The sequence below is a fragment of the Mesorhizobium sp. C395A genome, from assembly GCF_030323205.1.
GTDB lineage: Bacteria > Pseudomonadota > Alphaproteobacteria > Rhizobiales > Rhizobiaceae > Mesorhizobium.
Genome location: NZ_CP100473.1, coordinates 4,794,589 through 4,806,882 on the forward strand (window position 1 = coordinate 4,794,589; position 12,294 = coordinate 4,806,882).

The window sequence follows — 12,294 nt, forward strand, 5'->3', positions numbered from 1 at the left end:
CGGACGCTTCAATTTCGCAGGATCGCCCGTTTCGCCTGCAGGAAGCGGCGCACGGCGGGGTCGCGTTCAAGGCCGATCGCCCGGTCATAGGCTTCGACCGCTTGCGCCGCATTGCCGAGCCTGGCCAGCAGGCCGGCGCGGGCGGCCCAGTAGGGCTGGTAGTCGTTGAGCCGCTTGTCGTCGCCCAGCACGTAGAGCGCCGCCAGTCCTGCCGCCGCCCCTTCGGCCTCGGCAATCGCCACGGCGCGGTTGATCGAAATCACCGGCGAGCCTGATATCGCCGACAGCGCATCGTAGAAGTTACGGATCGCCGCCCAATCGGTTTGGCCGGTCCGTCGCCGCGTCGCATGCACCGATTGTACCGCCGCTTCGAGCTGGTAGCGGCCGATGACGCCCATGCTGGCGGCGTGGCCCAGCAGCGCCTCGGCTTCGTCGATCAGCGCGCGATCCCAAAGACGGCAATCCTGTTCGGCGAGCGGCACATAATCTCCAGCCGCATCGCGCCGCGCCGGGCGGCGCGCCTCGGCAAACAGCATCAGCGCCAGCAGGCCGAGCGCTTCCGGTTCGTCCGGCATCAGCGATGCCACCAGCCGCCCGAGCCAGATGCCTTCGGTCGCCAGATTGCGCGCTCTCGTCTCGGTCCCTGCCGGGTCGGTCCAGCCTTCGGCGAAAGCCGCGTAGATCGCTTCCAGCACCGTTCCCAGCCGCTCGCCGAGTTCGGCGCGATCCGGCACGCGGAACGGAATGCCGATCTCGCGGATGCGGCTCTTGGCGCGCACCAGACGCTGGCCCATCGTCGCCGGCGAAACCAGGAAGGCCGAGGCGATCGTCGCCGCGTCGAAACCCAGAATGGTCTGCAGGATCAGCGGCGCCCGCACGCTGGCTTCGATCGCCGGATGCGCACAGGCAAACATCAGCCTGAGACGTTCGTCGGGAAGGTCTTCGTCTTCCATGCTCGCCTCCATCTCCTCGGCCATCAGCTTGAGATGGTCGCGGCTCGCCTCGCTGGTCAGCCGACGGCGCACCGCGTCGACGCGCCGCCGGCGCGCCACGGCCAGCAGCCATGCTTCCGGCTTGTCGGGCACGCCGGTCTGTGGCCAGCGCTCCAGCGCCGCGGCGAAGGCCTCGGCCAGCGCGTCCTCGGCGCCGGCCACGTCGCGGGTGCGCGCCGCTAGCCAGGCGACCAGCTTGCCGTAACTCTGCCGGGCGGCCGCTTCGGCCGCCGCCCGCGCGATCTCCGGGCGATTGTCCATCACGGTGTCATTTCTTGGGCATGTAGTCGGCCATTTCCCAGATCGGCCGCAACTCGACCGTGCCGGCGCTCGCCGCCGGACAGCGCGCCGCCCAGTCGATGGCGGTATCGATATCGGCCGCCTCGATCATGTAGAAGCCGGCAAGCTGCTCCTTGGTGTCGGCATAGGGGCCGTCGATCACGTTGGTCTTGCCGTCTGTGATCCGCACCGAGGTGGTCGCCTGGGTCGGGCGCAACCGTTCGCCGGCGAGCCATGCGCCGGATTTCTTCAACGCTTCGGTATAGGCGGCATAAGCTGCGCTCATCTGCTGAGCCTTCTCGATTGGCGTGTTCGCCTGCGCGGCTTCGTCGCTGTTGATCAAAAGCATGTATCGCATGGGTGTTCTCCCGTGGTTTCGAAGGCCGCGTCCTAGCGGGGCCAGACGTATGTCGCGCGGCGGCGGCCGATTTCGACAGGCTTCAGAAAAAACTTTCGCCTCCGCCAGGAGATTTCGCAAGGACCAGATGTTCCTTCGTCTGCTGGCGGATGACCGGCAGCGGACTGGCCGTGGCTCCGCACAGCACTATCCTCTGTCGTTGGCGGGCAGGTCACACGAGGCATGGGAGATGAGAATGGAACTCGTGACCCACAAGAAATTCAAGAACGGCCGGTTGATGCCATGGGGCAAAGGCACGGTCGTCAGCGGTGCGAAAGGCACCGTCTATCTCTGCGGCAACACCGCGACATCGGCTGACTACGATCCGGCCGGCAAGAAGGGTGGCGGCTTCGCCGGCGATGCCACGGCGCAGTGGCGCAGTGGCGGGAAGTTCTCGGCAACATCAAATCGGATCTGGAAGAACTTGGCAGCGGGCTCGACCATCTCATCAGGCTGACCTTTTTCGTCAAAGGGCCATTTCCCGACGGCGGCGTCCTCAGCTCGCCTAATTTTCGTCTCGACGTGCTGGACGCGTTTTTCGCCGAGTATTGTCCGAAGCATTGCAGCGACAACAATCCGCCGCCTTCGGAGGTAATCGGCGTCGCAGCGCTTGCCCAGGCAGACATCGTCATCGAGATCGTCGCCGTCGCGGCGCTGCCGGACTGAGGCGCGAACGAACAGGCCGGCCTTGCGCGAGGTCACCGTTGCGACCGAAGCGCGCCGGCACGAGCTGCGCCGCCGCGCCGGTGCGGGCGTTGCACAAGGCCTCGGCTTTGGCCAGTGAGCGCCCGGCGACGAGCAGGATCAGGCGTGGCTCGCTCTCCAGCAATTGCACGATGCGGCCGCCGAAAATGCCATAGCCGCCAACGACCAGAAGCCTCATCGCGCCGCTCTTTTTGCGTATGTCGTTCCCGGAACCGAGGTCACTTTTGGGTGACATGCGATTAGCCGATCACGCGCGCACGTATCGCGGCGGACAGGATCTCGCAACTGTCCTTGCGGCCGAACATGGCGTAGCGGTTTTTGGCGATGCGTTCGTAGAGCCAGTCACGCAAGGGGCGCGGGATGAGCAGCAGGGCCTTCGCCGCCCGCCACGGCCAGCCGAGTTCGGCCATCACCGCGATGAAACTGTCCAGCCGGATGAAGGGAGCGCCGCCGACAAGGACCAGATTGGTCTCGTAGCTGTCGGTGCGCAGCCCGTATCTCTGGAACAGCGCCTCGCCGAAGGGCGACTGCGCCGCGGCGAAGCGGAAGCGGTTTTTGCGGTCGAGCCCGACCACCGTGCGTACGAAGCCCGAGCACAGCACGCAGACGCCGTCGAAAACGATCAATGGCTGGCTGGCATCGAAGGGTTCAGGAGAAGAAGTCACGGGACGTCCGGCAGCTTGTGTCTTCAGACACTAAGCCCGCCGGCAGCGGGATCAAAGCCGCGGCGTTGTCGCACGGCTTCTCGCGGCCAGCGCGGGGCGCTCGGCGCGATAGGTGGTTGCGCGGGGATCGGCCTCCGGTCTGCAGATCCGGCTGTCGTGACGCGTTTCGAATGTCATGATCAATGCGCGCCGAGCGAGCTGCCGCGACGGGCGCAGGCCGGACCCGGGCCGCGCATGTAGTAGCGCTCCGGCCGATAGGTCGGCGCGATGAACTCGCGGATGGCGGCGGCATAGCCGGCGATGTGGCCCCAGAATTTCATTTTACTCAAGTCCCTGTCCCGATTTTCGGATGTCCCGTCCGATTGCGGGGATCATAGTGTCGAGGCGTGAATAGTCGGTGAACACGATGTTAATCTTTGGTCGAAAACCCCATGCTTCGTGGCCGGAATGCGGCTGTTTGGGGGTCTTTCGGTGTGGTTCGTCGCCATTTCCGGCACTGTGACTTTTGCATCACATATGTTTCGTCTGGATGTCGCTTGGGCGCGGTTCTGTTTCAGATTTGGCGAGCCTCTCGAAATTTCCATGCTCGCTGCCGAAATGCCCCTGGTTGCGCGCCCGGAACCGGAACGGGCCTTGCCCGTTCTCGCTTGAACCGCATCGCGCAGGAGTTCGCCATGGCACCTCGCCCCGCCTGGAAGGGCTATCTGAAACTGTCGCTGGTCACCTGCGCTGTCGAACTGACCAACGTCGTCACCCACGCCGAAAAAGTTTCGTTCCGGGTGCTCAACCGCAAGACCGGCAACACGGTCAAGCGCATCTATGTCGATTCTGAAACCGGCAAGCCGCTGGGCGATGGCGACGAGATCAGGGGCTATGAGGTGAGCCCCGGTGAGTTCGTCCATATCGAGGACGAAGAGATCGAAGCGGTGCAGATCGAGTCCTCGCACACGATGGCGCTGGATGGCTTCGTCGACAAAGCCTCGATAGAGCAGATCTATCTCGACACGCCCTATTATGTCACGCCCGCCGACAAGGTTTCGGAGGAGGCCTTTGCCGTCATTCGCGATGCCATGGCGGACAAGAAGATGGCCGGGCTGGCGCGCGTCGTGCTCTATAGCCGCGAGCGGCCCGTGGTGATCGAGCCGCGCGGCAAAGGCATGGTGCTGACCACCTTGCGGTACGGCAACACGGTGCGGGAGCCGGAGAGCATCTTCGGCGACATCAAGGCGGTGAAGACCGACCAGGAGATGACCGATATGGCCGAACGCATCATCGACAAGAAGAAGGGGAAGTTCGATCCGTCGACATTCGAGGACAAGTATGAGGACGCGCTGCTCGAACTGATCCGCGCCAAGAAGGCCGGCAAGAAGGCTCCGAAAGCGCAGGCCGCGCCCAAGCCGTCCAATGTCGTCAATCTGTTCGACGCGCTGAAGAAGAGCCTGTCCGATGGCGGCCAGGCGGAAGGCCCGGCGAAGAAGGCCAAGCCGGCGGCAAAAAGCGGCAGGGCGAAAGCTTCTGCGCCCAAGCGCAAGTCGGCTTGAGGGTCGGCGCCGTGGTCAGCCTCGAACAATATCAGTCCAAGCGCGATTTCAAGAAGACGGCCGAGCCGGCGGGCAAGGTCGCGCGCGGCAAGCAGCCCGGCGGCATCTTCGTCGTCCAGAAGCACGACGCGACCAGGCTGCACTATGATTTCCGCCTCGAGCATGAGGGCGTGTTGTGGAGCTGGGCGGTGACGCGGGGCCCGAGCCTCGACCCACACGAAAAGCGGCTGGCCGTGCATGTCGAGGACCACCCGATCGACTATGCCGGCTTCGAGGGCACCATTCCCAAGGGCGAGTATGGCGGCGGCACCGTCATCGTCTGGGACGAAGGCACATGGACGCCCGAGATCGACCCGGCCAAGGCGATGAAGAAGGGCCATATCGACTTCGAACTCAACGGCCAGAAGCTGAATGGGCGGTGGCATCTGGTCAGATTAAGACCCCGCCCGGGCGAAAAGCGCGACAACTGGCTGCTGATCAAATCCGACGATGCCGCCGCCCGCCCCGGCGAGGATATCCTGAAGGACGCACCGAAATCGGTGAAGTCCGGCCTGACCATCGAAGAGGTCGCGGAAGGCAAGACCGCCGACGGCAAGAAGCCGAAGGTCTGGCACTCCAACAAGCCCGCGGCATCCAGCAAGGCGAAAGCCGGCAAGCGCCTCGACTTCGTCGAGCCGCAGCTGGCGACGCTGGAGCGCGAGGCGCCGCCCGGCGAGGACTGGCTGCATGAGGTGAAGTTCGACGGGTACCGCATGCAGGCGCAGATCGCCGGCACGGAGGTGCGGCTGCTGACCCGCACCGGCCTCGACTGGACGGGGAAATTCGGCCCCGAGATCGTCGCGGAACTCGCCCAGCTGAAATGCAGCGACGCCATCATCGACGGCGAGATCGTCGTGCTCGCCGACAGCGGCGTTTCGTCTTTCTCGCTGCTGCAGCAGGATCTCTCCGCCAATCGAACCGACCGCTTCACCTACTATGTGTTCGACCTGATGCGGCTTGACGGCAATGATTTGCGCCGCGAGCCGCTGGTCGAGCGCAAGCAGGCGCTGCAGGAGCTGCTCGGCGAGACGGCCGAAAATGCCGCCGTCCGCTTCAGCGACCATTTCGCCGAACCCGGCAAGATCATGCTGCAGCACGCCTGCCGCATGGGCCTCGAAGGCATCGTCTCCAAGCGCGCCGATGCGCCCTACCGCAGCGGCCGTGGCCCAAGCTGGGTGAAATCGAAATGCACGGCCCGCCAGGAATTCGTCATCGGCGGGTATCTGCCCTCGGACAAGACCGGCCGCGGCCTGCGCTCGCTGCTGGTCGGCTACCACGAGGGCGGCAAGCTCCACTACGCCGGCCGCGTCGGCACGGGCTTCACAGCCAGGAGCGCCACCGATCTGAAGAAAAAACTCGATGCTCTGAAGGCAGACGCCTCGCCCTTTGCCGCCGCGGTTCCCAAGGGCAAGGGCCTGGTCTGGGTCAGGCCCGAACTTGTCGGCGAAGTGGAGTTCCGCAGCTGGACCTCGGACCGTATAATACGCCACGCGTCGTTCCAGGGACTGCGCGAGGACAAGCCGGCGGAGGAAGTCGTGCAGGAACAGCCATCGAAGGCGGCGAACAAGGCAAAGCCGGCGGCAAGCGGCGCCGGCAAGGCCGCCGGGGCTAAGGCGCCCGCGACGATCACGACCAGCGTAAAACTATCCCATCCCGACAAGCTGCTGTGGCCCGAGGAAAAAATATCCAAGCAGGACTTGCTCGAACACTACGCGCTGGTCTGGCCGCGCATGGAGCAGTTCATCGTCAACCGGCCGCTCAGCCTGGTCAGGGCGCCGGATGGCATCGGCGGCCCGCGCTTCTTCCAGAAACATGCTTCGGCCGGAATGAGCGACAAGATTGCCCGCATGAAGGACCCGACTGATGGCGAGGAAATCCTGTTCATCCGCGATTTCGACGGCCTTGCCGCTCTGGTCCAGTACGGCGTGGTCGAGGTCCACATCTGGGGCAGCAAGATCGATGAGCTGGAAAAGCCGGATCAGATCATCTTCGATCTCGATCCCGATGAAGGCGTCGACGTCAAGGCGGTGCGCGAGGCCGCACTCGACATCAGAGGCAAGCTTGACGATCTGTCGCTGCCGAATTTCGTCAAGCCGTCAGGCGGCAAGGGCTATCACGTGCTGGTGCCGCTGAAACCCTCGGCGGACTGGGAGGCGGTCAAAACCTTCTCGCATGATTTCGCCAAGGCGCTGGAGCAGGCCGCGCCCGACCGCTACACGGCGACGCTGTCGAAAAAGGCGCGCACCGGGAAAATCTTCGTCGACTATCTCCGCAACGGCAGGGGCTCGACCACCGTCGCGCCCTACTCCTCGCGGGCCAAGAAGGGCGCGACGGTGTCGGTGCCGGTAACGTGGGCGGAGGTTGAAAAAGGGTTGGCGCCGAATTCCTTCCCGATCGGGGGCAAGACGACGCTGAAGGAACTAGCGGAGGCCGATCCGTGGGTGGACTTTTTCAAGCAGGGGAAGGTGCTGAAGCGGGGGTGAGCGTCGCGCGCCTCACCTGCTACGCAAGCGTTCCGTCACACCCCCTCTGTCCGGCAGGCCAGAGGGGGGTGCTGTCCCGCCAGCGTCGCCCAATTAGCGCCGCCGAACCTCTACGCTAAAAACACCCGCTCGAACGCCTGCTTCCCCGGCGGTGAAAACACCACCGCGCGGCTGTCCTTCTCCCGCCTTGCCCATTTCTCCGCCAGGATCTTGTCCAGAATAGCCGCGCCCAGCGTTCCCGCAAGGTGCGAGCGGCGCACGCTCCAGTCGAGGCAGGCGCGGCAGACCGGCCGGCGCGGCCTGGCGCCGACATCGATGCCGATGGCGGAAAAATGCGATGCGGCCGACGGCCCGAGCCTGATCTCCCCCGGCCGGATCTGCCCCGGCCTGATCTCCCCCGACCTGGTCTCAATGTCGTCGCGCAACAGGATGCCGCGCGCGACGAGCCGGTCCAGCATCGCCACCGCCTGCTCGCCGGCGAGGTGGTCGTAGCAGACGCGGGCCACGCGCATGGCGCCGTCGCGCGGGCCGGGCCGCACCCGCTTGGGGCCGACCGCTTCGGCCACCCCGGTGATCGCCTCGATCATGCCGGCAACCTGCGGCCCGGCGAGGCCGTAATAGCGATGCCGTCCCTGGCTGGCCAAAGTTAAAAGCCCGCCCTCCATCAGTTTCGACAGATGCGAGGACGCCGTCGGCAGCGAGACGCCGGCCTCCAGCGCCAGTTCGCTCGCCGTCAAAGCCGTGCCGCCCATCAGCGCATTCAGCATGTTTGCCCGCGCCGGATCGCCGACCAGGCTGGCGATGCGGGCAATGTCGGGTCCTTCACGCATAGTTAGGCCTCCATCGAAGCATTCTCGTCAGATAAGCATTATTGTCGGGCGGGATCAAGGAGAACGCCGATGCCAACCGCTTCCGCCCCACTCGCCAGCCGCCGGCCGTTCCCGTTCGTCACCTGGCTGCAACGGCGGCTTCTCGCCCGCTGGTACGACCGCCATCTGCAGCGGCTAGACCTCGCGGAGGTCGACGACCATCTGCTGCGCGATCTCGGCCTGACCCGTGAGGATGTGCGCCGCGAATGCGCAAAATCCTTCTGGCAGGCCTGACCGCCAGCGCTTTTGCTTAGCAGACCCTGCGGCACAACGTTTCGACGCCGCTCGAACTATCGATGCGAAACCCAAGGAGATCACGATGACCATCACCTGCTTCATCCGCTATGAGATCGACCCGTTCGGCAAGCCGGCCTTCGAGCAATATGCCAAGGCCTGGGGCCAGGCGATCCCGCGCTGCGGCGCCGATCTGATCGGCTACTACGCCCCGCATGAGGGCTCGGCCACCACCGCCTACGCCGCCTACAGCATCGACAGCCTCGCCGCCTACGAAGCATATCGCGCCCGTCTCGCCGCGGATCCGGCGGGCAAGGCCAATTACGAATTCGCCCGCCGCGAAAAGTTCATCTTGAAAGAGGACCGCATCTTCCTGAAGCTGGTGTCGGGGCCGCATGGACCGCGGCAGCTGTTCCAGACCGCGGTCAAGGAGGAGATATGATCGCTGTCATCTTCGAGGTGCAACCGGGTGAGGGAAAGCGCGATGCCTATCTCGGCATCGCTGCGGAACTCAGGCCGCTGCTCGACGGCATAGACGGTTTCATCTCGATCGAGCGCTTTCAGAGCCTGGGCGATCCCAACCGGGTGCTGTCGCTGTCCTTCTGGCGCGACGAGGAAGCGGTGAAAGCCTGGCGCAACACGGAAGAGCACCGGCAGGCGCAAAAGGCCGGCCGTGGCGGAATCTTTGCCGGCTATCGGTTGCGGATTGCGCATGTGGTGCGGGATTACGGGCTGACGGAGAGGGACGAGGCGCCAGAGGATAGCAGGGCGGTGAATGGGTAGAGCTCCCCCTTCTCCCCTTGTGGGAGAAGGTGTCGCCGAAGGCGACGGATGAGGGGTGTTCCAGCTTGGCGAGACGCCCCAATCGAACCGAAACGGCGGCATAGTTGCCAACGTCTCACTCCGCTGGAACACCCCTCATCCGTCTCGGCGCTACGCGCCGATCCACCTTCCCCCACAAGGGGGGAAGGAGAGGCGCTCACGCATTCCCGATCAGCACCCCGGCCGCAAACACCAGCGCCCCACCCAGCACCACCTGAAACGCCGCGCGCAGAAACGGGGTTTGCATGTAGCGGTTCTGGACGAAGGCGATTGCCCACAGTTCGAAGAAAACCACCACGGCCGCCACCGCCGTCGCCGTCCAGAAATGCGGGATGATGTAAGGCAGCGCGTGGCCCAGCCCACCCAGCGTCGTCATGATGCCGACGGTGAGGCCGCGCTTGATCGGCGAGCCACGCCCTGACAATTTGCCGTCGTCGGAAGCGACCTCGGTAAAGCCCATCGAAATGCCGGCGCCGATCGAGGCGGCGAGGCCCACCAGCAGCGTCTGCCAGGTGTCGTGCGTGGCAAACGCCGCGGCAAAGATCGGCGCCAGCGTCGACACCGAGCCATCCATCAGCCCGGCCAGTCCCGGCTGCACATAGGTCAGGATGAACTGGCGCTGCTCGGCGCTGGCTTCCTCGTCCTTGACCTCGCCCGGCACAAGTTTCTGCTCCAGCCGGTGCGCCGAATTCTCATGGCTTTGCTCGGCCGCGGCCAGGTCGCCGAGTAGTTTCCGCGTCGAGGCATCGCCGGTGCGCTTGGCCGCCTCGACATAGAAGCGATAGGCCTGCCGCTCCATCTCTTCGGCCTGACGCCGCACATGCCCGATGCCGAGCGGCCGCACCAGCCAGTCGGGCTTGCGCTCGTAATAGCCTTTCACGTGCTCGCGGCGCAGCAGCGGAATGCGCTCGCCGAAACGCTTGCGGTAAAGCTCGATCAGGGAATCACGATGGCCGTCCTCCTCCTCCGCCATCGCCTCGAACACTTTCGCCGATTGCGGAAAACTGTCCGCCAGCCCGTCGGCATAGGCGCGGTAGATGCGCCCGTCATCCTCTTCGGATGAAATTGCCAGCGCCAGGATCTCCTGTTCCGACAGCGTTTCGAAAGGACGGCGGCCGAAACCGAAGACACGGGAAAGCATGAGAAATTCACCCCAGTTTAGAACAATTCTAAACTAGGCGCTGCAATCTCCGCGGTCAATCACCGGTCAAGAAATGTTGAAGCGCCGGATTGCAACGCGCCCTTCATTATCGGCAAATGTTCACCTATATTGTCGCGACACGCAAGCGAAAGGCATGAGCAAGATGACGGCAAAGCCGCACGACCACTTCGATCCGAAACCCGTCCTCGATCTGATCGCCAGCATCGAGGCCGATTTGCAGCGGCTGAAAGGCCTGGTCGAACAGCAGGTCGAGAAATTCGACCCCGCCAATCCGCACAACAAGGCGCCCGACGGCAAGCTGACCGAGGAGGGCGTCGAGTGCTGCTACCGCCTGTTCGACGAAGGCAAGTCGCGCTACTCGGTCGCCCAGCAGATGAAGATCTCGTTTGCCGCCGCCACGCACCGGTTCAATTCCTGGCGCAAGGCAGGCGGGCCGAAGCGGCAGAGGGCGTTGCTGGGATAATTGGCGAAAGCCGCGGGGAAACCCGATCTCCCCCCTCGTGGGGGAGATGGCCGGCAGGCCAGCGCTGTCCCGCCGACCTTTCCCTGCCTAAAGCCCAGCACCGGCACCGTTCAGGATGCGCCGCCAAGCCCAGCCGCAATCACAATATGCTGGCAGACATTGTCGATGTCGCGGATGACGTCGTCATTCCAGAACCGCAGGACGGTCCAGCCATCTTGTTCGAGGTGCGATGTCCGCGTTTCATCACCGGCAGCCGCGCCGGCGTCCGCATGCTGGGAGCCATCGACTTCGATGACCAGCTTCTTCTCCGGGCAAGCGAAATCGACGATGTAGGCGGCAATCGGAAATTGTCGCCGGAAGCCAAGCCCCATCAGCCGGTGGGCACGAAGTTCGTTCCAGAGCTTGAGTTCGGCTGGCGTCAGGACTTTGCGCATCGATCTGGCGTTTGCGCGATGTCGAGGCGGTAGAGGCGTGTGCGGCATTACGATGCTCGGTGGCTGCCGAGGCTTGCGCTCTATGGCGCCCCCCTCTGTCCTGCCGGACATCTCCCCCACTTGGGGGGAGATTGGCTGTACTTCCTACGGCGTCAGTTCAATTTCCTCCGTCTCGCCGCCATTGCAGGTGTAGCAGCAATCCTCGCATCTTTCCTTGTTGTTGGGGCCGACGCCCCAATAGGTTCCCTCGTCGCCGTCGACCCAGGCGCCGTAGCAGATGGACTCGCCTTCGTCGCACGACACCGGGATCTGCTTGGTCTCGCCATCGTCGAGATAAAAATCCTTGTCATTGCCCGGCCAGACATAGTCGCGGTCCTGGCTGTAGAGCTCGAGGCGCATGGCGTTGGGATGGCTGTTCTTGACGGCGAAGGTGATGTCGGCTGCGTGCGCTGCCGGCGCAAACAGCGCGGCAAGCGAGAGCGCGACGACGACGCGGCGCAGACAAGTGAAAGACATTGAAACCCCCGAGGCAAATCGGCCCCCCGGCCGAGGGAACCAGCATCGCATGATGGCGGCTGACATTGAAGGGGAGCGGCTGACTGATTTTGGGGTGATTGGCGAAGGCGGCGGAGCGCTAATCTCCCCCCTCGTGGGGGAGATGCCTGGCAAGGCAGAGGGGGGCGCTGTCCCGCCGACCTCTCATTCCTGCAGCCACGTCATTTCAATTTTAGGCTTGCTGATCCATACGCTGGCGATCCTTCGCGCCCCTCTCTGTCCCCGGACATCTCCCCCACGAGGGGGGAGATCAGCAGCTTCGGCGCCCCGCCCGTCACTCCACCAGATCGATCGTCTCCGTCGTCTTCTCCACGCAGATGAAACAGCACGTATCGCATGGCTGGTCATTATCCGGCCCGACCCCGGCGGAGACCGCATCATTGCCATTCACCCAGGCGCCATAGCAGATGTTTTCGCCCGAATTGCACGAGATCGGCACCGATTTCTGCGAGTTGGGCTCGATCAGGAACACCTGGTCGCCACCCGGCCACGACATCTTGCGGTCACGGCTGAACAGCTCCACCGCCACCGCCCGGCTGCGCAGGTTCTTGACGAAGAACGCCATATCGGCGGCGTGGGTTGGGGTGGCGAGGAGCAGGGCGGCAAGGGTGAGGCGGAGCATGGCGGGGGTATCCGAATCGGAGACGGGAACTA

At 64.4% G+C, this 12,294-nt stretch carries 18 protein-coding genes; 8 read left to right on the forward strand and 10 right to left on the reverse strand.

The window, feature by feature from the left end; all coding sequences use genetic code 11:
• Positions 1–8: 8 nt before the first annotated feature.
• Positions 9–1,253, reverse strand: coding sequence for an RNA polymerase sigma factor (locus NLY37_RS23350; protein WP_286440414.1), 1,245 nt, complete (start codon positions 1,251–1,253; stop codon positions 9–11).
• 7 nt (positions 1,254–1,260) lie between these two features.
• The gene (locus NLY37_RS23355) at positions 1,261–1,629 is read right to left on the reverse strand and encodes a YciI family protein (protein WP_023681239.1); all 369 of its coding nucleotides are present in this window, start codon (positions 1,627–1,629) and stop codon (positions 1,261–1,263) included.
• Positions 1,630–1,864: 235 nt separating this feature from the next.
• Here NLY37_RS23355 and NLY37_RS23360 point away from each other — a divergent pair, with 235 nt between their 5' ends.
• Positions 1,865–2,125 carry a hypothetical protein gene (locus NLY37_RS23360; RefSeq protein ID WP_245270838.1) on the forward strand — a complete coding sequence of 87 codons (261 nt, stop codon included), beginning with the start codon at positions 1,865–1,867 and terminating at the stop codon, positions 2,123–2,125.
• On the forward strand, positions 2,041–2,334 hold the full coding sequence (locus NLY37_RS23365) for a RidA family protein (RefSeq protein WP_245270836.1): 294 nt from the start codon (positions 2,041–2,043) through the stop codon (positions 2,332–2,334). Before NLY37_RS23360 ends, NLY37_RS23365 begins: the two co-directional genes overlap by 85 nt.
• Here the strand turns inward: NLY37_RS23365 and NLY37_RS23370 are convergent.
• The 3 genes from NLY37_RS23370 to NLY37_RS23380 form a co-directional block, all read right to left on the reverse strand.
• Positions 2,297–2,551, reverse strand: coding sequence for a hypothetical protein (locus NLY37_RS23370; protein ID WP_031246056.1), 255 nt, complete (start codon positions 2,549–2,551; stop codon positions 2,297–2,299). The two genes, NLY37_RS23365 and NLY37_RS23370, sit on opposite strands and share 38 nt — an antisense overlap.
• A 61-nt stretch (positions 2,552–2,612) precedes the next feature.
• A complete protein-coding gene (locus tag NLY37_RS23375) occupies positions 2,613–3,038 on the reverse strand; it encodes a thiol-disulfide oxidoreductase DCC family protein (protein WP_031246054.1) in 426 nt (141 codons plus the stop codon).
• Between the two features lie 179 nt (positions 3,039–3,217).
• Positions 3,218–3,367: a hypothetical protein gene (locus tag NLY37_RS23380; protein WP_196813601.1), complete on the reverse strand. Its 150-nt coding sequence runs from the start codon at positions 3,365–3,367 to the stop codon at positions 3,218–3,220.
• Positions 3,368–3,712: 345 nt separating this feature from the next.
• Here NLY37_RS23380 and ku point away from each other — a divergent pair, with 345 nt between their 5' ends.
• Positions 3,713–4,579, forward strand: coding sequence for a non-homologous end joining protein Ku (gene ku / locus NLY37_RS23385; protein ID WP_023741367.1), 867 nt, complete (start codon positions 3,713–3,715; stop codon positions 4,577–4,579).
• An 11-nt stretch (positions 4,580–4,590) separates the two neighbouring features.
• Entirely contained in the window at positions 4,591–7,101 is a 2,511-nt protein-coding gene (ligD, locus tag NLY37_RS23390) for a DNA ligase D (protein WP_023741366.1), read from the forward strand.
• Positions 7,102–7,211: 110 nt separating this feature from the next.
• Here ligD and NLY37_RS23395 read toward each other — a convergent pair whose 3' ends face one another.
• A complete protein-coding gene (locus NLY37_RS23395) occupies positions 7,212–7,931 on the reverse strand; it encodes an ArsR/SmtB family transcription factor (RefSeq protein WP_286440427.1) in 720 nt (239 codons plus the stop codon).
• Positions 7,932–8,000: 69 nt separating this feature from the next.
• Here NLY37_RS23395 and NLY37_RS23400 point away from each other — a divergent pair, with 69 nt between their 5' ends.
• From NLY37_RS23400 to NLY37_RS23410, 3 genes are all read left to right on the forward strand, one after another.
• Positions 8,001–8,204: a DUF1127 domain-containing protein gene (locus tag NLY37_RS23400; protein ID WP_023741364.1), complete on the forward strand. Its 204-nt coding sequence runs from the start codon at positions 8,001–8,003 to the stop codon at positions 8,202–8,204.
• A gap of 85 nt (positions 8,205–8,289) precedes the next feature.
• Positions 8,290–8,646: an NIPSNAP family protein gene (locus NLY37_RS23405; RefSeq protein ID WP_023692959.1), complete on the forward strand. Its 357-nt coding sequence runs from the start codon at positions 8,290–8,292 to the stop codon at positions 8,644–8,646.
• Positions 8,643–8,987 (forward strand): antibiotic biosynthesis monooxygenase family protein, encoded by a 345-nt coding sequence (locus NLY37_RS23410; protein WP_023741363.1) that lies wholly within the window; start codon positions 8,643–8,645, stop codon positions 8,985–8,987. The genes NLY37_RS23405 and NLY37_RS23410 overlap by 4 nt, the downstream gene beginning before the upstream one ends.
• Positions 8,988–9,183: 196 nt before the next feature.
• Here the strand turns inward: NLY37_RS23410 and mbfA are convergent, their stop codons facing one another.
• Positions 9,184–10,167 carry an iron exporter MbfA gene (gene mbfA / locus NLY37_RS23415; RefSeq protein ID WP_023741362.1) on the reverse strand — a complete coding sequence of 328 codons (984 nt, stop codon included), beginning with the start codon at positions 10,165–10,167 and terminating at the stop codon, positions 9,184–9,186.
• 163 nt (positions 10,168–10,330) lie between these two features.
• On the opposite strand from mbfA, the gene NLY37_RS23420 reads away from it, so the two are divergent.
• Positions 10,331–10,651, forward strand: a complete 321-nt coding sequence (locus NLY37_RS23420) for a hypothetical protein (protein ID WP_023681249.1) — start codon at positions 10,331–10,333, stop codon at positions 10,649–10,651.
• A 110-nt stretch (positions 10,652–10,761) separates the two neighbouring features.
• Here NLY37_RS23420 and NLY37_RS23425 read toward each other — a convergent pair whose 3' ends face one another.
• The 3 genes from NLY37_RS23425 to NLY37_RS23435 form a co-directional block, all read right to left on the reverse strand.
• A complete protein-coding gene (locus NLY37_RS23425; protein ID WP_023687538.1) occupies positions 10,762–11,133 on the reverse strand; it encodes an endonuclease domain-containing protein in 372 nt (123 codons plus the stop codon).
• A 96-nt stretch (positions 11,134–11,229) separates the two neighbouring features.
• A complete protein-coding gene (locus NLY37_RS23430) occupies positions 11,230–11,601 on the reverse strand; it encodes a hypothetical protein (protein ID WP_023681251.1) in 372 nt (123 codons plus the stop codon).
• A 313-nt stretch (positions 11,602–11,914) separates the two neighbouring features.
• Positions 11,915–12,262, reverse strand: a complete 348-nt coding sequence (locus tag NLY37_RS23435) for a hypothetical protein (RefSeq protein WP_023741361.1) — start codon at positions 12,260–12,262, stop codon at positions 11,915–11,917.
• Positions 12,263–12,294 lie beyond the last annotated feature (32 nt).

Coding starts and splice junctions, on each gene's coding strand:
- NLY37_RS23350 (WP_286440414.1), bottom strand. CDS start 1,253: ATGGACAATCGCCCGGAGATCGCGCGGGCGGCGGCCGAAGCGGCCGCC.
- NLY37_RS23355 (WP_023681239.1), bottom strand. CDS start 1,629: ATGCGATACATGCTTTTGATCAACAGCGACGAAGCCGCGCAGGCGAAC.
- NLY37_RS23360 (WP_245270838.1), top strand. CDS start 1,865: ATGGAACTCGTGACCCACAAGAAATTCAAGAACGGCCGGTTGATGCCA.
- NLY37_RS23370 (WP_031246056.1), bottom strand. CDS start 2,551: ATGAGGCTTCTGGTCGTTGGCGGCTATGGCATTTTCGGCGGCCGCATC.
- ku (WP_023741367.1), top strand. CDS start 3,713: ATGGCACCTCGCCCCGCCTGGAAGGGCTATCTGAAACTGTCGCTGGTC.
- NLY37_RS23395 (WP_286440427.1), bottom strand. CDS start 7,931: ATGCGTGAAGGACCCGACATTGCCCGCATCGCCAGCCTGGTCGGCGAT.
- NLY37_RS23400 (WP_023741364.1), top strand. CDS start 8,001: ATGCCAACCGCTTCCGCCCCACTCGCCAGCCGCCGGCCGTTCCCGTTC.
- NLY37_RS23405 (WP_023692959.1), top strand. CDS start 8,290: ATGACCATCACCTGCTTCATCCGCTATGAGATCGACCCGTTCGGCAAG.
- NLY37_RS23410 (WP_023741363.1), top strand. CDS start 8,643: ATGATCGCTGTCATCTTCGAGGTGCAACCGGGTGAGGGAAAGCGCGAT.
- mbfA (WP_023741362.1), bottom strand. CDS start 10,167: ATGCTTTCCCGTGTCTTCGGTTTCGGCCGCCGTCCTTTCGAAACGCTG.
- NLY37_RS23420 (WP_023681249.1), top strand. CDS start 10,331: ATGACGGCAAAGCCGCACGACCACTTCGATCCGAAACCCGTCCTCGAT.
- NLY37_RS23425 (WP_023687538.1), bottom strand. CDS start 11,133: ATGCCGCACACGCCTCTACCGCCTCGACATCGCGCAAACGCCAGATCG.
- NLY37_RS23430 (WP_023681251.1), bottom strand. CDS start 11,601: ATGTCTTTCACTTGTCTGCGCCGCGTCGTCGTCGCGCTCTCGCTTGCC.
- NLY37_RS23435 (WP_023741361.1), bottom strand. CDS start 12,262: ATGCTCCGCCTCACCCTTGCCGCCCTGCTCCTCGCCACCCCAACCCAC.